This is a genomic window from Myxococcus sp. MxC21-1 (genome assembly GCF_032612255.1).
Lineage (GTDB): Bacteria > Myxococcota > Myxococcia > Myxococcales > Myxococcaceae > Myxococcus > Myxococcus virescens.
Window position 1 is genome coordinate 8,576,255 of record NZ_CP123278.1, and the last position, 17,905, is coordinate 8,594,159.

The following is a 17,905-nucleotide window of genomic DNA, read 5'->3' on the forward strand; positions in this document are numbered from 1 at the left end:
CTCAAGGCACTGGCAAGTGCCGGGCCTCACCGCGTTCCAAATCCAGCCACAGCCCCCGGCCTCCCCTGCCGAATACCAGCAACATGCTGTCCGTGAGCCGCACCATCGGGCGGACATTCCCTTCGAACGTCAACACGGCGCGGGGAAACCCGCGCCTGTCCGTCAACTGAAGCTGCCAATCCGGCCCCAAAGTCCTCAACTCCAAACACCATTCCCTCGAGAGAAAGATGCCCTTGAGCGTCTCGTGGTCGCGCTCCGTCCGAACCCGATTGCGAAGGGACACAGGCTCTATCCACGCCAGCGAGCCCCTCAGATTATTCCATCCATGTGCCACATCCTCGGGGTTAGGGGGATATTCCATGCTCAAGACAGCAGCCTCACCGTCCGGGACCACGGACAGACACCAGCTCACCACTTTCAGGTCCGACGCCTCTGGAGGCAGCTCCGACCGGTCGCGCAGCGTGGGCCCGTCCGCGAGCGTATACGTCCACCGCTCCTGTGTTCCGACGAAGAAACTCATGTGCGTGGCATCCGCCGCAATGGCAAGCGCACGGCCGGCAAGTTCCGGGACTCGCCAGAGCGCGCGGCAGTCAGCAGCGAGCACATCCACCATCATCACCGTGTTTTCAGAGGACACGAACCAGACATTGCCGTCATAGCTGGGAGACCAGTTAGTCAACATCATGTCACCCCAGGGGCTGCACCTGCGTGCGACCAGGTCCAGCCGGGACAGGCGCCACACATCGTCCCGCCGCGCGAGTGCCAGGACCCGATCTCCATGGATGGAAGGCACCAGGTGGAAGGCCGGCACGTCGAAGTGCGCCACCATTCGGCCGTCCGCGCGAACCAGTCGCGCCCCCGCCTCCCCCAGGGCGTACAGCAGCCGACCGTCTGGCAGCACCACCACGTCATGAAGCGTGAAGGTCCCCGCCTCGGAGGCCCGCACGGTGACCTCGATGCGCGGCCGTTCATGGGTATCGCGCCACGCGGGGGAGATACCGTCGGCCAGCGACGGCAGGTCCGTGCGCAAGGTGCCGTCGGGCGCGGCGCCCAACAAGCGCTTGATGAGGCTCAGGTCCGAGGTGAAGCGGGCATTGCCCGCCGCCCGGTCCCGAAGCAACGCGCGCAGCGTGGGCACCACCAGCGCGGTGCGGTTGGCGGAAGGAGGCTCTTCCACGAGCGCCAGTCCAAAGACGAAGCGCTCGGACGCGCGCTCCGGCGCGTCGTCGTCGAGCAACTCACGCACCCGTGCACCCGCCACCGTCAGCCCATCCGCGAACGCCGTGGCCCACATCGCCAGCAGCCGAGCGCCCGTCGCGCCACCACTCGCCACACCCCGCTCCAGCCATTCGCGCGCCGGGGCACGATTCTTCGCCACCGGCCACACCACCTGAACGGCGCGCGCGTAGTCGCCGGCCTCGGCGAGCGTCTCCGCCCACAGCAGGCGGAGCGCACGGGCCTCCGGTGGATTCGAACGCTCCAGCCGCGCCACCGCGTCCCCGAAGGCCCCACTGCGTCGGGCGATGGCGATGGCGCGCGCGACGTCCTGAGCCAGGAACCACTGACGCACCACGAGCCCTGGAGCCAGCTTGCGCCCCTCGGCCAGCTCCGCCGCCAGCTTGAAGCGGCCATGCCGCTCCAGGAAGGACACGGCTTCCTCGACGGCGCCCAGCAGCTCCGCGAGGACGAACGCGGCTTCATCGATGCGTCCCTCGCGCTCGAAGCGACGGAAGGCCTCGCGGTAGCGCTGCTGGAGCGCGGAGTAGAGGTCAGAGCCTCCCCCGAACACGGCCCCCGCCGCTCCCCGCGCCTCCGTCTGGACGGTGAGTTGCGCACGAGGCCCTGGCAGCCCCAAGGCCTCGCGTGCGTTCTCGCTCAGCGCCTTGCCCAGTGGAATGGCGTGCCGCAGTGCCTCATGGAGGTTGCCCTCCTCGAACATGTCGAAGAGGCGGCGCACGTACTCCGCCTTCCGCTGCCGCGCCCACGCGCCGAGCAGGATGTTGCGCATCATCCAGTCGGACAGCCAGCTCCAGGGACTCGGACCCTGTGGTGCTCCGGGGGCCACCGCTCCCAAGAGCGCGGCCCCAAGCCGCGCCATCCACCCTGGCCGGCCACGCTCGGACTCGCCGCCTCCGCGCACCGACGCGCCCTGACGGGAGAATTTCTCGCGCAGCCACGCCCACCATCCCGGGCGGCGCGCCCCAGCGGCGACGGGAGCGCGGCGCCCCTCCATGCGCGCGAGCATTTCCTGTGCTTCAGGTGACGGCTCGGGCACGCCGGGACCGAAGCGTTCGCGCGACGGCGGCGGCACAGGCTCCAGCACGGGCATGGGGGCGGCGGCGCGCCCAGCGTCTCCGGGGCTCGGATGCTCCACGCGGACACGTCGAGCCATGTGGACACATCCACCCGCGGCATCGCACCGGCGGAGAACACCAGGGACCGTCCCCTGAGCACCAGCAACACCGCGCCTTCATGGAGACTCGGGTGCCGACGCTCCGCTGGAGACAAGGGCGCCGAGGAGAGGACGCCGTGCTCCCGAGTGAGCGGCAGCCCCGGCGCGGCTTCGCACACCACCGCGCGTGGCGCGGACATCTCCACAAGATATCCACCCGCCACGGCGTGAACGGACATGCCGGGCGTCCACTCCGCCAGAATCCGGCGGCGAGCCTCCGCGTCACCGAGCAGGGCCGGGTCGAGCCAGAAAGCCGAGGCCCGAACCGTCCCCCGGTGCACCTGCTGCCGGGGCCGTAGCCCCGCACGTGCCGTGCTCATCCCCCGCCTCCCGTATGGATACGGCACAGCACGGCTTCATGCTCCAGGTGGTACAGCACCAGCTCGCCTTCCGTCGTCAGCCACCCGAGCACAGGCACCGCATGGCTGGCCTCCGCGTGGACCACGTCAGCGGCGGCCACCGCCAGCCTGAACTGGTGCTGGGCCCCCACGTTCCAGAAGGTTCGCTGGTCCGGGTCGAGCGCCAACAGTCCGGCCTCTCCTTTCGCCTGAGGACAGACCCCGACGCCCACGGCTCGCAATCCCGAGCGCAGCGTCACGAATTGCACCGAGTCCCGATGGTGCAAACACCACATGCCTGGGAGTTTGTTCACCGCGAGCAACCCAGCATCCGGATGCCCCGAGTGGTGCGATGCACCGAACCAGAGGGTGTCGCCCCTCGAGTCCTGCAGGCGAACCTGGCGCACCTCCTTCGCACCCACGATGCCCAGCCGCATGCAATTCGCAACCCTCTCACTTTCGTCGCGCGTCACGACGATGCTGGAGCCCTTCACGTGAGCGGCGGCGATGACCCGCTGAGTCACCTGGGCGGAGACCACGCGGCGGGAGGCGTAGTCCTCCTCGAAGAAATAGAGCGTGTCGTCCAGGCCGGACAGGAGCACGCACTCCCGATTGAGTGCATCGAGATAGGTCGTCAGCCGGCCGGGGGGCTGTCCTCGAGCAGGGATGGGTGGATGCGCCTGCGTATCGCGCAGTGTCCAGGGAAACGCACTGGGCCCATGGGGCCTGAATTGATGTTGCAGTTGCCCCCGGAAGGCATAGGCGCCCTGCTTCCGCGTCAGCACGAGCAGGCCCCCCTGACGCCGCCAGCCCGCGCCCAGGAAGGTCTCATCACTCCGAGGTATCATCCGCTGGGGCCGCGCGAGGGTGGCGCGAGGAGAGTTGGGCAGCGCCATGGCGCCGACGCCGCCCCCTTCATAGAAGAGCATCAGCCGGCGGCCATCCGCGGAGAAGGCAAACCCCGACACCCGCGTGTGCTGGATTGTCTTCCCGGGCGCGGCGACGCGCGCGCGGAACGGGTCTCTCAACAGACGCACGCTGTCATCCGGAGACGGCAGGTCGAGCAACACGGAGCGCGGCGCGCGCGCGGCGGGATGCACCTCCACCGCGAGCTGGCGCACGTCGGGCGCCAGGACTTCGGAGACGTCGATGCGCGAGAGCGTCTCCGCCCCCACGAGCCGGGACAGGCGGGAGGACCCCACGAGCCAGGCGTCCGCCGTCCGCGCGTCGAGCGCGAGTGCCTCGCGCCAGGCCGAGAGCCGCTCAGCCGAGGGCGACGCGATGTTACGCGCGTTCAACCAGGCGCCCAGCGTGGCGGGCGTCACGTCCGTGAACCAGCCACGCCGCGGGTCTGCCTGAAGCACGCCCCATGCGAACGTGGCGCCCGCGGCCTCCGCCCTGCGCGCCATGACGATGAGCAACGCGAGGTGCGCGATGCGCGGAGCGCCAAGCTGGTCGGGTCCCGCATCGAGCAACATCACCGTGCGATGCGCGCGCTGAGGCTGGCGGAACGAGGGCTTGAGATAGGACAGCTCTCCAAAGGCGGCACGGCGCACCAGTTCGTCGGGTGCCTCCAGGGCCCACAGCCATTCACTCACCAGCAGCCGGTCGAAGGAGCCTCTTCGCGACAGGCCGTCATACCCTTGAGGCTCGCCGCCCTCCCTCTCCGAGGGCGCCCGCAGCGGCCCCAGCGCGGCGGACAACCGGGCAACCAGCGGGCCCAGGTTCAGCGCCACCTCCAGCGGGAACTTCGCGAGGAGCGACGCCCAGGGGCGTAACGCATGGGGCAACGTGCTCACGGCGTGTCCCTCGGCGACTCCGTGTCCAGCCAGGCCTGAAGCGTGACACGGGACACGGGCCGCGCGGCGTCCACGCGGACGAGACACATGGACGCGGGCAGCACCGCCAACTTCGCTCCCCCCCCGTGCACATGCACCACGAACGCACGCTCCAGCAGCGAAGCCGCCACGTCTGGCGCCAACGTACAGGGAAGCAACAGCGAGGGCGCCGCAGCATCCCGTCCCAGGTACACGGCGCCGTCGACCCATGGCAGCGACGCCGAGGCCCCGAGGAGCACCAGGAGGCCCCGCCCCGCGACGCCTTCCCAACTGGCAAGGCGTGCATCGTCCTCGGCGAGCACCCGGCGCGCGAGCGCCACCGCCACGGGGCCTTCTCCTGCCACGGCGAGCGGCTCCAGCGGCTCGGCGCGCGAACGCCACCGCACCGGCAGGCGCGCGGCGTCTTCGCCGCGCGTCTCCAGCGCGTCCCCCGTCCGCGAATCTCTTCCCGTTGCGCTCACGGCACGTCAGCCACCGCACCCCGGCCCCGAGGCGGCGCCTCCGGAAACCGATGCGCGGAGCCTCCAGGCTCGCGGGCCTGCGTCCAGGCCGTGGCGGAGACAGCGCGGGAACCCTGCGCGCTCACACCGCCACCGCCGTTTCGGATGACTCGAGCCTGAAGCGCCGGAGGCGAGCACCCCTGTCACCTCCGCGCGAAGCACCTTCAAGTCATCGGGAAGTGACTCGGGAGCGAAGCCCGCGTCCATCTCTCGCGCCACGCCCTCCAGCTTGAGTCGCCACGCGGCGAGCGCTTCGCCATTGCCATCCACGGGCCGCTCCGCCAGCAGCGCCTGCCCCGCGGAAGCGATGCGCCGAGCCCGCACCAGGGGGCCCGCGCTGGCCTCCAACGCCGCCGCCGGCAGGGCCGGGTTCTCCGTCCCGGCGAGCACGTCCCGCAGCACGTCCCGAGCGAGCGCCTGGGCCTCTTTCGTCGGCACGGCATACACGAGCGGCCACAGGTCCGCGGTCCCAGGCGTGCGCCGGCCCGCGAGCGCCGCGGCGGCGGCGATGAGCTTCTGGACCTTCACCGCGCGGCTGTCGGACAAGGCCACGCCCGCGGCGCGCAACGTGCGCAGCGCATGCGCCAGATGAGGGCGCACCCCGGAGAGGTCCGCCTCACGCGCGGCCTGGGCGACCACGTCCAGGGACTCCAGCGAGGTGACAGGCGCGTCCGCGTCCCCCCACAGTGAAGCGCCGCCCGCGAGCAGCTCCTCCAGCCGCGGGTCTGGCACGGGCTCGACGAAGATGCGTGCGAGGAACCGGTCCGCGAAGGCGGCCAGCGACTCGTCTTCCGGCAAGGCATTGGAGGCGCCCACGCAGACGCGCAGGGGGCAGCGCATGCGGGTGTGGCCGCGCCGGAAGGTGCGCTCATTGAGGAGGCCCAGCAGCGTATTCAGGATGGCGGTGGAGCCGAGGAACACCTCATCGAGGAAGGCGACCTCGGCCTCGGGCAGCATGCCCTGGGTCTCCGTTTCGACGATGCCCTCGCGCAGCTTGCGGAGGTCCACGGGGCCGAAGAGCTCGGAGGGCTCGGTGAAGCGACCCAGGAGGTACTCGAAGTACGAGCCGCCCAGGACACGTGCGGTGCGCCGCACCGCCTCGCTCTTCGCGGTGCCCGGCGGACCGATGACGAGCAGGTGCTCCCCCGCCACGGCGGAGAGCGCGACGAGCTCCACCATCGCCTCGCGTTCGACCAGGCCCCGGCCCGCACTGGAGAGTGCGTCACGGACGGCAGAGGCGGCGGCTTCGAAGGAGCTGGACATGGAACACCACCCTAGCTTTCGGACTTGCCCTCCGGAAGCGCATGCAGGTCCCCACCCCTCCCCTCCCTCCGACAGGGCGGCAGTAGTTGGACTGTCCGCAGGGATGCGCATGGCCACATCGAGGCACGCGCGGCTGCATGATTTCATGACACGCGGCGGCACTCGGAGTCCCCCACGGGAACCTCCAGGCATAGACTGCAACGCATGAGAAAGCAGTCGATGTGGGTGGCGGTGGTGGGCGTGCTGTGTGTGGGAACGGACGCGGTGGCGGCAGGCTGGAATGGCTATGCATCGCTGGGCGCCGGCATCACCCTGGACCATTTGAGCAACTTCCGCGCGAAGGGCCCGGCGCTGCACGGATACCTGGGCCTGGAGACCCCACCCGGATTGTCGGTGGGCCTGCTGGCGGAAATCTCCGAGACGTGGGGCCAGCAGTTCCCGGACGCGATGCGACCGGGGCAGTTGGAGCGCTCGCAGCTCGACTACCGGGCGGTGGGCATCGAGGCGCGGCTGCGCTTCTTCCAGGACAAGCCCATCACGCCGTGGGTGGGCGCGCGGCTGTCGAAGAGCTGGGGGAGCACCTTCACGCCGGACGACGTGGGCACCTGGCTGCGGCAGAACATCGACACCACGAGCATGGCCTTCCGGGTGGGCGTGGACGGCTGGTTCAGCGACCGCTGGGGCGTGTCCGTCTCCACGGGCTTCCAGTTCTGTGACGTGAAGCTGACGTCCAACGCGCTCAACCAGTGCGCCAAGCTCATGCAGTCGGTGATTGCCGGGCCGGTGTTGCGCATCTGAAGCCACGGCCCCGCGCGCCCGTTAGAGTGGCTTGTCATGAGCACTTCGACGACATCGCCTTCCGCCGTGGGTCCTCGCTGGCTGTACCTGCACGGCTTCGCCTCGGGTCCGGATTCGAAGAAGGGCGTGGCCGTGGCGAGGCACTACGCGGACCAGGGCATTCCGGTGGAGCGGTTGAACCTCCGCGTCCCCTCCCTGGAGCAGCTGCGCCTGAGCGTCATGCTGGACACGGTGCTGGCCGCGATGGGCGGGCCCGAGGAGCGGGTGGTGCTCATCGGCTCCAGCCTGGGAGGCCTCACGGCGGCCCGAGTGGCGGAGCAGGACGCCCGCGTGTGTGCGCTGGTGCTGCTGGCGCCCGCCTTCCGCGTCGTCCCGCAGCTGCGCCGGAGAATGGGAGACGCGGCGTGGCGGCATTGGCAGACGTCGGGCTGGATTGAGACGGACGACTTCGTGACGCAGCAGAAGGCGCGCATCCATTCGGGATTCATCGCCGACGCGGAGGCAGTGGACGCCCGCACCGGTGGCTGGCCCGACGTGCGCGTCCCGACGCTCATCATCCACGGCCGTCAGGATGACACCTGTGACGTCCAGAACTCGCGCCAGTGGGCGGAGGGCAAGCGCCACGTCCGGCTGGTGGAGGTGGACGATGGCCACGAGCTCACCGCGTCACTGCCGCGAATCCTGGAGGAGACGGAGGTGTTCCTCCAGCCCTGGGGTGCCCGGGGTCCTCGCGCTCAAAGTTCGATGCCGTAAGCGGCAGCCGCCGGATTCATGAAGCGGAGGAGATCGTGATCTGCCCCCGTTCTTCGGACCAGTTGAAGCGAGAGAGTCCTCGCGTTCATGAGGAGCGACCCGGACGCGGCACCGGGACTCCAATGCTCTGGGTGGTTTCAACCCACGCTCCTCGCGCTCACGAGGAGCGACAACGTCAGCCTCAACCTTTAGCATCAATCACTAACGTTTCGACCCACATCCCTAGCGTTCACGAGGAGGGACTTGAACTTGAGCGGCTCATGACGGGACCCTCCGGTTTCAACCCACGCTCCTCGCGTTCACGAGGAGCGACACAGGGTAGGCGCCAGGTGTCTAAACACCCAGGTTTCAACCCACGCTCCCCGCGTTCACGAGGAGCGACCATCCGCTGCAGGCTTCAGCGCCGTTCTCCATCCGCGTTTCAACCCACGCTCCCCACGTTCACGAGGAGCGACGCGGCGAGCGTCGGCCCACTGGGCCAGGATGGCGTAGTTTCAACCCACGCTCCTCGCGTTCACGAGGAGCTACGCTATCGCCGCCGTGGTTCCGGCCCGAGCACCAGTTTCAACCCACGCTCCTCGCGTTCACCAGGAGCGAACGACAGCTCGGTGGGTAGCAGGTCCGCCAGCGCCTTGTTTCACCCCACGCTCCCCGCGTTCACGAGGAGCGGCGGCCCGTGGTCGATGAGAATCCACCACGCGCCGGCGTGTTTCAACCCACGCGCCCCGCGTCACGACGAGCGGCTCGCCAGTGCCTGGAGGAGGCCGACGCCCTCCCCGTTTCAACCCACGCTCCCCGCGTTCATGAGGAACGGCCAGCGGGGCACGTCATTGCAGAACCTCCTCGGGGTCGTTTCAACCCTCGCTCCCCGCGTTCACGAGGAGCGACGAGGTCAACGTCCTGGTCCTTCGTCACCTGCCGTTTCAACCCACGCTCCTCGCGTTCACGAGGAGCGACGCCGTCCAGCGCACTGGTGCCGCCCCTGCTCTCGATTCAACCCACGCTCCCCGCGTTCACGAGGAGCGACGGCGGGCCCATCACGTCAGCCGTCAGCAACACCGTGTTTCAACCCACGCTCCCCGCGTTCACGAGGAGCGACAATGCACGATTGAGATTCAACGTGTGTGATGATGTTTCAACCCACGCTCCCCGCGTTCACGAGGAGCGACATCCCCGGCGTCATCGTTGCTCTGATGGACGGTGAGTTTCAACCCACGCTCCCCGCGTTCACGAGGAGCGACCGGGTGGACGGGGCAGCGCGGACAGATGACGTGTTTCAACCCACGCTCCCCGCGTTCACGAGGAGCGACACCAGCAGCAGGACAATGGGCATCGCCCAGAAGCGGTTTCAACCCACGCTCCCCGCGTTCACGAGGAGCGACCAAATCGCCCGGGCGGTGCGGAAGGTGCTGCGCGGTTTCAACCCACGCTCCCCGCGTTCACGAGGAGCGACCATTTGGTCCACCTTCGCCAACTCGCTCCAGATGTTTCAACCCACGCTCCCCGCGTTCACGAGGAGCGACTGGGCAAGGCCGATATGGCTCGGCCCATCATAACGGTTTCAACCCACGCTCCCCGCGTTCACGAGGAGCGACCGCACCCTGCGATGGGCTGGTTGCGCTTGCGCCCGTTTCAACCCACGCTCCCCGCGTTCACGAGGAGCGACAAGAATCCCCAGGTAGGTGGCGCTACCTGTCCACGTTTCAACCCACGCTCCCCGCGTTCACGAGGAGCGACCGACCTGGCACGACGTCGACGCACGCAACGCCACGGTTTCAACCCACGCTCCCCGCGTTCACGAGGAGCGACACCGCACTGCCGACAGCCTTCGCCGCCTTCGCAACGTTTCAACCCACGCTCCCCGCGTTCACGAGGAGCGACTCGTCCTCGCTCAGCTCCCGATGCAGCGCGCGCTGTTTCAACCCACGCTCCCCGCGTTCACGAGGAGCGACGCGTGGGGCCCAATCCCCACGTCCGACTTGGGACGTTTCAACCCACGCTCCCCGCGTTCACGAGGAGCGACCACGCGCGGAAGCCCCCTGCCCTCCGTGACCAAGTTTCAACCCACGCTCCCCGCGTTCACGAGGAGCGACCGCGCAGGTCGGCGCGCTCCGAGATGCGCACGACCGTTTCAACCCACGCTCCCCGCGTTCACGAGGAGCGACGACGCGCGCGAAGATGGAGGCTGCCGTAGCGGACGGGTTTCAACCCACGCTCCCCGCGTTCACGAGGAGCGACCACCGCCCCACCACCGTCAGCCACCCGGAAATCGTTTCAACCCACGCTCCCCGCGTTCACGAGGAGCGACTCTTGCGGTGCAGGTAGACCGCCTCGGGGTCCACGTTTCAACCCACGCTCCCCGCGTTCACGAGGAGCGACGGTTCCTCTCTTCCCTCGGCAGGAGACGTTCTCCCGTTTCAACCCACGCTCCCCGCGTTCACGAGGAGCGACCTCTTGCGGTGCAGGTAGACCGCCTCGGGGTCCACGTTTCAACCCACGCTCCCCGCGTTCACGAGGAGCGACAAGGCCCAATCCGAGCGGGCCAACGCGCAACAGCGTTTCAACCCACGCTCCCCGCGTTCACGAGGAGCGACGTCACGCGCAGCCACAGCACGGCGATGCAGCAGTTTCAACCCACGCTCCCCGCGTTCACGAGGAGCGACGCACTCGTTGTGCTGCCTCCAGCACCTGGTCGGCGTTTCAACCCACGCTCCCCGCGTTCACGAGGAGCGACCGGGCTACCTGCCCCCGTCAGGGGCAGCGGTGTGTTTCAACCCACGCTCCCGCGTTCACGAGGAGCGACTGCCCTCCCCGCTGCGACGCTGCGCGTACAGGGGTTTCAACCCACGCTCCCCGCGTTCACGAGGAGCGACTTCGTGGTCATGGGTGGTCTCGGGTTCCGCGCGCGTTTCAACCCACGCTCCCCGCGTTCACGAGGAGCGACCTGGTCGCCGCGCCCCTCGTCACTTCTTCGGCGTGTTTCAACCCACGCTCCCCGCGTTCACGAGGAGCGACGCTACTGGACCGGATGGCCGAGGACATGCTGGCGTTTCAACCCACGCTCCCCGCGTTCACGAGGAGCGACGGCGCCGTTCCTCCAGCCACGCCCGGGCATCTTCGTTTCAACCCACGCTCCCCGCGTTCACGAGGAGCGACATGGAGCAGCCCGCGCGACGAGCCTGGGCACTCCAGTTTCAACCCACGCTCCCCGCGTTCACGAGGAGCGACCTTGGCCGGCTCGTCCTTGCTCGCCGGCGTCGTGGCGTTTCAACCCACGCTCCCCGCGTTCACGAGGAGCGACATGGCAACAAGGGCGTCCCGAACGGCACGCGTAAGTTTCAACCCACGCTCCCCGCGTTCACGAGGAGCGACATAAGGGCTGGGTGCTCGAACCGTGGGTTGAAGCGTTTCAACCCACGCTCCCCGCGTTCACGAGGAGCGACGGCGGTGGGGGTCAAGTAGATGACGATGGGAATGTTTCAACCCACGCTCCCCGCGTTCACGAGGAGCGACCTCGCCCGGACCGGAAAGGTGCGGGTGCATTAGTGTTTCAACCCACGCTCCCCGCGTTCACGAGGAGCGACATAAGGGCGGGTTCGGAGACCCCGAGCCTGCGACGGTTTCAACCCACGCTCCCCGCGTTCACGAGGAGCGACGCGTCAGCGCTCGACCCACAACTCCCAATTGACGCTGTTTCAACCCACGCTCCCCGCGTTCACGAGGAGCGACGTGGCGCAGTCGGGTCCGCGCCTCCCAAGTCAGGGTTTCAACCCACGCTCCCCGCGTTCACGAGGAGCGACCTCCACCCGTCCCAGAGGTGGTCATCGTCGTTTTGTTTCAACCCACGCTCCCCGCGTTCACGAGGAGCGACGTTTCCCTGAGCAACGCCCGCTCAGCCTCGCTGTTTCAACCCACGCTCCCCGCGTTCACGAGGAGCGACGCCAGAGCACAGTGGTCATGTCCGGACGCGTATTGGTTTCAACCCACGCTCCCCGCGTTCACGAGGAGCGACGCCAGACCATGGCGCTCCGGTTCGAGGTGCGGCAGCTGTTTCAACCCACGCTCCCCGCGTTCACGAGGAGCGACAGGGGGCTGCTGTCTTCCGGCGAGCTTGCACCGTTTCAACCCACGCTCCCCGCGTTCACGAGGAGCGACGCCATCAACGCGTTCGGCGTACATGCGCGGCATGTTTCAACCCACGCTCCCCGCGTTCACGAGGAGCGACGACTGATGGAGGATGGGAGCCTCTCCCGTCCACTGCGTTTCAACCCACGCTCCCCGCGTTCACGAGGAGCGACGGTCTCCACCCTCAACACCGACCATGAGCTTTTCGTTTCAACCCACGCTCCCCGCGTTCACGAGGAGCGACCGGTGCGCAGATTGGCGTGCCGGTCAAATCCTGGCGGTTTCAACCCACGCTCCCCGCGTTCACGAGGAGCGACCCTGCCCTTCCAACATACCGTTCTGACTACGGAATCCGGCCGAACTTCGCGAACCGGCCCGAGGGGCCACGAAAGCGCCTCGCCGTTCCTGACGCCCACTCACCCAACTCCATGATTCTATTCGGGATTTCAATGAGCGCGAACCCTCGGCGGAGCGTACACCGGGACAGGTTCGCGGAGGCCTACAGGACCAGCGGCCCCTCGACGTCCAAGGGTGCTCTGGCGCCATGATGCTCCGTCTTCCGGGCATCGTCTTCCGACAGGAAGTAGAAGCGCAGGCTGTCGCATTCCGAATCGAACGCGCCAAGCAGGCGGGCGCGCAGGACGACCCAGTCCTTGGGCTCCAGGACACACTCGAAGACGGAGTATTGCACTCGCACGCCATGGTCTCTGCAAGCCCGCGCAATCTTGCGCAGGCGCCGAGGCCCCTGTGGGTCCGACACCCGCACGTCGTAACAAATCAGCACGGTCAATCTACGCATCAGCGCATCGCGAAGGGAGGGTAGCCGTCCAGCTCCCCTCGGAGATGGCGTGCCAACAGCAGCGCTTGCAGGTGAGGCGCCATGCCCCAGGTCGTCTCCTGCCCCAGGAACGCGTGCCGCACCCCCACCTGCTTCGCCTCCTGGTACGCCACGAGGAACGTCTTGCGCGCATCGTCCTTCAGCAACACGGCCCCCGCCGACTCCTTGCGGAAGTCCCCGGGCTTCAGTTGCCCCCGGTTCACCAGCGAGAAGACGAGCCGGTCCACCACCGGCGCACGGAACTCCTCCATCAAATCCAGCGCCAGGGACAGGCGCCCAGGGCGGTCCTCGTGCAGGAATCCCACGGCGGGGTCGAGTCCAACACCCGTGAGCGCTCCCGCGCAATCCTGCGCCAGCAACGCATAGCCAAACGAGAGCATCGCGTTCAGCGGATTCATCGGAGGCCGGCGGTTGCGGCCATCGAACTCGAAGCCCTGGGCACTCTTCTTCAGCAGCGCGGGAAAGGCCTCGAAGTAGTCACGCGCCGCGATGCCTTCCAGCCCCCGCACCTGCTCCAAGTCCTCCACGCGGGTCAGCGCGCGCAGGTGCTCCGACAGCCGCCGCGCCGTCTCCGACAGGGCCTCCTGTCGCTCGGGCGCAGCGTCACGCCGCGCATGCAACACGAACTGCCGCGCGTTCCCCAGCTTCCCCACCACCAGCGCCCGGGAGATGGCCACCGAGCGAGCAACATCATCCGCCGCCCGGTACTGCTGGCGCCGCAACAAGACGTTGCCACCCGGCACCCCCTCCACCCGCGCCAGGAAGCGCCCCGTCATCCCGAAGAAGGAGACATGGATGCCCGCCTCCAGGCAGCTCTCCATCAACTCCGGCGTCAGCCACGCACGCGTCAGACACACCACCGAGCGCAGGTGCCGCAAGGGAACCTCCGCCTTCTTCTGGTCTTGAACCGTCACCACCACGCACTCACCTTCCTTGTTCAGGCGAGTCCCCTCGGCGGTGATGAACAGCGTGTTCAGCGCGGTCGTCATGCGTTCCTCCGTTCAGCCGGCCTCGTCCATCCACCGCGACAGGAAGTCCTGGGCGCTCCGCTGCCCCGCAGTCACCCCAGGGAGGCACAGCGGCTCCAGCGAGCACTTGTCACATCGAGGCGCGCGCGCCACGACAGGGACCTCCTGCCGGCGCAGCACCTCGTGCATGCGCGCGATGGCGTCCTCGGTCCGCTGGCGGAGCCGCGCGTCGAAGCGCACCACCTCACGCTTGTGCTCCGTTCCATAGAAGAGCGCCCCCTCCGGAACGTCCACGCCGTGCATCTCCTCCAGGCACAGCGCCTGCGCGCAGAGCTGCACGCGGTCCGCCTCACCCGCCTTGCGCCGGCCGCGCTTCACCTCCACCGGATAGGGCCGCCAGCCGGCCCCCGTCGCGTCCCGCTGGTACTCGACCATGTCCGCGCGCCCGGACACGCGCAGCCGCTGCGAGCCCAGCAACACGGCCCGCTCCACCCGCCGTCCCACCCGCGCGTCATGCCCCGGCAGGTCCACGCGCTCGTGCAGCAGTCTGCCGGAGGCGGTGTTGACGTCCTCGCGCCATTGCCGCTCGACGTGGATGAGCGCCGCCTGCCGCTCGCAGTACAGCAGGTGCTGGAGCGCCGACAGCGCCACCCACGTCTCGCGGTCCGTGCTCATCCCACCAGCTCCAGCACCTCGATGCCCTGGGGCAGCCCGGCCTTGTCCACACGCACCTCGTAGTCGGAGAAGCTTCGAGCTGGCTTCTCCGGCTGGGCGCGCACCGCATGGACTCGGTCGAACAGCGCGTGGGCCGGCGCGTTGCCCAGCTCCGAGCCATGCTTGAACACCACCACCTTACGCATGGACATCAGCCCCCGCGCGGCGCTGCGGTCCAGCTCGAACATGTGCGTGAAGGACTGGAAGAGCAGCTCCAGGTCCGCCGTGCCGAACCCCGTCTGCTTCGCCAGGTGCGGTGAGACGAAGCCGTGCGCCCGGTAGAGCCCGTAGGGCACGGTGTTCTTCCGGCCCATGGTGCGGTTGTCACCGCCCTGCTTCTCGGCCTCGCCCTCCGTCGCCACGGCCATGCGGGTGATGGAGTGCTCCTGGGACACAATGGGGTCCACCGAGCGCGCGAAGGTGAGCTGCACCGGCCCTCGCACCTGCCCCGCGTTGGCCCCCGTGGACATGACGGCACCGAAGGTGCGGACATCGAAGAACGTCTTGCACATCCACGCGCGGCCCTTGTCCACCTCGGAGCCCTGAGCGAACCCCTTGTCGTTGCGCTTCTTCCCATCCTCGGCGCGGGTGGGCTTCTCGGTCAGGTCGATGCCCAGACTCTTGTACGCGTCCGCGATGCGGTTGTTCAGGATGGCCTTCTCCTTCACGAAGATGTCCAGCCCCGGCTTGCCCTCCTGCGTGAGCAGGATGAAGTTGCGCACCTTGCGCTTGAGGCTCACGTCCGTCACCAGCCCGTGACCTGTCTCCGCATCAATGCGGGGCAGGTTGCCGGCGTCGGGGTCTCCATTGGGGTTTCCATCCAGCACGTCGAAGAACAGGACGAAGTCATGGCGCTGCTTGAGGTCGGTCATGGCGCTTTCTCTGGGAATGAGGTGAAGACAGTGGAACGTCAGGAGGAGGACGCGTCGGACTCCCCTGGAGCCGGCGCCTCGCGCTTGGTGAAGAACGCCTCGCGTTGGTGGTAGTAGCCGACGGCGAAGAGGCCCTGGTCCTCCAGGCCGAGCACCCGTGGGAATCGCTCTGGAGGAAGCAGCGCCATGACCTCGCCCTTCGTGCGCTCCAGCCACCTGCCGTTCTCGCCCGCCTTGGAGGCGTGGTGGACGGAGAGTTGGAGCAGCCGGGGGAAGACGGTGACGGGATTGCGAGACGCGGCGCCGAAGTAACGGTCGCGGATGGTGGCGTTGAGGTCCTTCAACGCCGCGCCCTGCAACCGCTCCAGCACGGCGAAGAGGCGGCCGAGCACATAGGGCTGTGAGGCGTTGTTCTTGTCCAGTGACACGGTGACCTCCAGGGGAGTGGTTCCACTTCGAGGGAGTCGCAGCAGGGTGGCCTTGATGAGCGCGACGCGGAGCCGCAGTTGTTCGCGCTCGAACCTGTCGTCGGCGGGTGGCAGCCGCAGCCGGTCCAGCGCGGAGGTCAGGAGTTGACGCGGAAAGTGCAGCCCCCGCAGCGCCGCCCCCACCATCCGGGTCGCGACGTCCGGAGACAGACCCCGTCCGGACGGAGCCTCCACGGCCTTGAGCAGCCGGTAGATGGGCGTTGGCCCCGCTGGCGCATTGCCGATGCGCAGGTCATCGAAGTAGCGCAGGATGTTCCGCTTCACCTCGCCCACGCGCGACTCGAACCAGTCACGCACCGCGACGCGCCCCGCGTTCCCCGTCAACGTCACGGCATAGAAGGCCCGGTCATCCAGCGCCCCAGGCTGCAACCCGTGAAACGGCGACTCGGTGAAGCGCTGGAGGTCCTCCTCCGTCGGGTCCATCCACGACAACAGGAGGCTCTCCTCGGAAGGTGAAGCGCGCGTCCAGAAGACCAGCACCGAGCCATCCCCCAGTTGGATGCCCTGCCGGAAGCGGCGCTGCTCCGTCCTCCGGAGCATGTCGTTGAGCGCCAGCACGTAGCCCAGCGCCGCCTCCTGGGAGATGGGGGCATTGTCCCCCTGCTCCAAACCGTGTGACGAAAACGCGGGCGCGTTGAAGGACACCAGTGAAGCTCCCGACGACTGGGCTTCCGGGACGTTCTTCAACTTGGGATGCGTGAGGGCCACGACGCCCTCCAGACCTGTCACCAGGCACCGCGCCGTCCGTCCCAGCGCGCGCTTCTCGCCGGAGCGCCGCTCCCAGCAGGCGCGAATGGCCGGGTTTTGATGCACGGGCGCCGTGGCATCGCCGACGACGAAGGCGAGCAACTCAGAGCCCGTCCATTCATCCGCGTCGCGCGCCGCCAGCACCTTGCGCCGCTCGGCCTCGCTCGTGAGGAAGGACTCCACGGCCCGGGCCTCCGGGTCCTTCGTCTCCGCGGCGACCTCGCGCACCGGTTTCAAGAAGGCGTCCAGCCGGGCCACGCGCTTCTCCACGCCCCCCGCCTTTGCCTTGGGCGCGTCCTTTTCGTAAGCAAGGACGTACTTCGGGTTGTCCGCGAAGAAGCCCGCCGCGATGTTCACCGAGCGCTGGGGCAGCCGAGGAATCGAGAGGGGCTTTCCCCGCCCGTCCTCTCCCGCTGTGCTCTCCAGCGAGACGAACTTCCCCGCCGCGCTGATGCGGATGAAGAAGTCCACGGGCTTCACTTCGTAGAGCGGGTCGTCCGTGAGCCCGCGCTCACGGGCGAAGTCATTCAGTGCCGTCAGCATCATCAGCGACCTCCCCCCAACACTTGGGCCCGGGGCGGCACGCGCAGCACGCCATCCTCCAGGAACGCCTGGAAGAACTCGGGGCGCACGGGCTCACCGGGCACGTCGAAGACGAAGTCGTAGAACATGAGCCCCAATGGCCGCCGCCCGTTGCCCGCTTCATGAGGCAGCAGACCGTCCTCGGCGGGCTCTACCCGGGCCGCGAACTCACGGCAGCCCAAGTAGGGCGCATGGAAGAACTGGCCCCGCTCCAGGCGCCGCTCGAACATGTCCTCGAACTTGCGCGCGTTGTCCTCGGCCCCCGCCTTCCCGGGCACCAGCGTGAAGGACGCGGTGATGACGTAATCCACATCGCGCAGCGCCACCGTGTTGCGCTGAGCCCGGTCCTCGTCCGCCGCGTAGTCGAACCTGCCTACCGTCGCGCGGCTGTTGACCTCGTTGCGGCGGAAGCTGGTCCACTTCACCGGCGCGAGCACGGCGATTTCATGGATGTGCCAGCGGATGGCCGGCTTCCACAGGATGGCGTCCAGCACGCCGCGCGCGGCCGAGGGGGTCATCACCTCGTAGCTGACGCGCTCCGCTTTCATCTCGGGTCGCGTGAAGCACGCCACGGGCCCCCGGGCCCTCACGCGAAACCGCCTGTCTGCCGTCGATTTCATCCACACCTC

Annotated in this window: 13 protein-coding genes and 2 CRISPR repeat arrays; of the genes, 2 read left to right on the forward strand and 11 right to left on the reverse strand. The window is 68.3% G+C overall.

What is annotated here, in order from left to right:
• Position 1: 1 nt before the first annotated feature.
• From QEG98_RS38605 to QEG98_RS38625, 5 genes are read right to left on the reverse strand one after another with little or no spacing between them, the layout of a single operon-like run.
• The gene (locus QEG98_RS38605) at positions 2-2,011 is read right to left on the reverse strand and encodes a hypothetical protein (protein ID WP_316564883.1); all 2,010 of its coding nucleotides are present in this window, start codon (positions 2,009-2,011) and stop codon (positions 2-4) included.
• Entirely contained in the window at positions 2,008-2,772 is a 765-nt protein-coding gene (locus tag QEG98_RS38610) for a bpX6 domain-containing protein (RefSeq protein ID WP_316564884.1), read from the reverse strand. Before QEG98_RS38610 ends, QEG98_RS38605 begins: the two co-directional genes overlap by 4 nt.
• Positions 2,769-4,589 carry a hypothetical protein gene (locus tag QEG98_RS38615; RefSeq protein WP_316564885.1) on the reverse strand — a complete coding sequence of 607 codons (1,821 nt, stop codon included), beginning with the start codon at positions 4,587-4,589 and terminating at the stop codon, positions 2,769-2,771. Before QEG98_RS38615 ends, QEG98_RS38610 begins: the two co-directional genes overlap by 4 nt.
• Positions 4,586-5,089 (reverse strand): hypothetical protein, encoded by a 504-nt coding sequence (locus QEG98_RS38620; protein WP_316564886.1) that lies wholly within the window; start codon positions 5,087-5,089, stop codon positions 4,586-4,588. The genes QEG98_RS38615 and QEG98_RS38620 overlap by 4 nt, the downstream gene beginning before the upstream one ends.
• 6 nt (positions 5,090-5,095) lie before the next feature.
• Positions 5,096-6,391, reverse strand: a complete 1,296-nt coding sequence (locus tag QEG98_RS38625) for an AAA family ATPase (RefSeq protein WP_316564887.1) — start codon at positions 6,389-6,391, stop codon at positions 5,096-5,098.
• Positions 6,392-6,595: 204 nt separating this feature from the next.
• On the opposite strand from QEG98_RS38625, the gene QEG98_RS38630 reads away from it, so the two are divergent.
• Together QEG98_RS38630 and QEG98_RS38635 are read left to right on the forward strand one after the other, a co-directional pair.
• Positions 6,596-7,189, forward strand: coding sequence for a hypothetical protein (locus QEG98_RS38630; protein ID WP_090487099.1), 594 nt, complete (start codon positions 6,596-6,598; stop codon positions 7,187-7,189).
• 36 nt (positions 7,190-7,225) lie between these two features.
• The gene (locus tag QEG98_RS38635) at positions 7,226-7,942 is read left to right on the forward strand and encodes a YqiA/YcfP family alpha/beta fold hydrolase (protein ID WP_316564888.1); all 717 of its coding nucleotides are present in this window, start codon (positions 7,226-7,228) and stop codon (positions 7,940-7,942) included.
• Between the two features lie 778 nt (positions 7,943-8,720).
• A CRISPR array of direct repeats spans positions 8,721-10,677; the repeat unit is 37 nt; unit sequence GTTTCAACCCACGCTCCCCGCGTTCACGAGGAGCGAC.
• 101 nt (positions 10,678-10,778) lie between these two features.
• A CRISPR array of direct repeats spans positions 10,779-12,384; the repeat unit is 37 nt; unit sequence GTTTCAACCCACGCTCCCCGCGTTCACGAGGAGCGAC.
• A 182-nt stretch (positions 12,385-12,566) separates the two neighbouring features.
• On the opposite strand, the gene cas2 is transcribed toward QEG98_RS38635, so the two are convergent.
• Genes cas2 through cas5c form a run of 6 tightly spaced genes read right to left on the reverse strand, consistent with a single transcriptional unit; the run spans position 12,567 to position 17,896 of the window.
• Positions 12,567-12,866 carry a CRISPR-associated endonuclease Cas2 gene (cas2, locus tag QEG98_RS38640; protein ID WP_225888307.1) on the reverse strand — a complete coding sequence of 100 codons (300 nt, stop codon included), beginning with the start codon at positions 12,864-12,866 and terminating at the stop codon, positions 12,567-12,569.
• Positions 12,866-13,894: a type I-C CRISPR-associated endonuclease Cas1c gene (gene cas1c, locus QEG98_RS38645; protein ID WP_316564889.1), complete on the reverse strand. Its 1,029-nt coding sequence runs from the start codon at positions 13,892-13,894 to the stop codon at positions 12,866-12,868. The genes cas2 and cas1c overlap by 1 nt, the downstream gene beginning before the upstream one ends.
• A 12-nt stretch (positions 13,895-13,906) precedes the next feature.
• Positions 13,907-14,548 carry a CRISPR-associated protein Cas4 gene (cas4, locus tag QEG98_RS38650; protein ID WP_316564890.1) on the reverse strand — a complete coding sequence of 214 codons (642 nt, stop codon included), beginning with the start codon at positions 14,546-14,548 and terminating at the stop codon, positions 13,907-13,909.
• On the reverse strand, positions 14,545-15,459 hold the full coding sequence (gene cas7c / locus QEG98_RS38655) for a type I-C CRISPR-associated protein Cas7/Csd2 (RefSeq protein ID WP_316564891.1): 915 nt from the start codon (positions 15,457-15,459) through the stop codon (positions 14,545-14,547). Before cas7c ends, cas4 begins: the two co-directional genes overlap by 4 nt.
• Positions 15,460-15,497: 38 nt before the next feature.
• The gene (gene cas8c / locus QEG98_RS38660) at positions 15,498-17,240 is read right to left on the reverse strand and encodes a type I-C CRISPR-associated protein Cas8c/Csd1 (RefSeq protein ID WP_316564892.1); all 1,743 of its coding nucleotides are present in this window, start codon (positions 17,238-17,240) and stop codon (positions 15,498-15,500) included.
• Complete coding sequence (gene cas5c / locus QEG98_RS38665) at positions 17,240-17,896, reverse strand: type I-C CRISPR-associated protein Cas5c (RefSeq protein WP_316564893.1); 657 nt, start codon at positions 17,894-17,896, stop codon at positions 17,240-17,242. The genes cas8c and cas5c overlap by 1 nt, the downstream gene beginning before the upstream one ends.
• Positions 17,897-17,905: the final 9 nt, after the last annotated feature.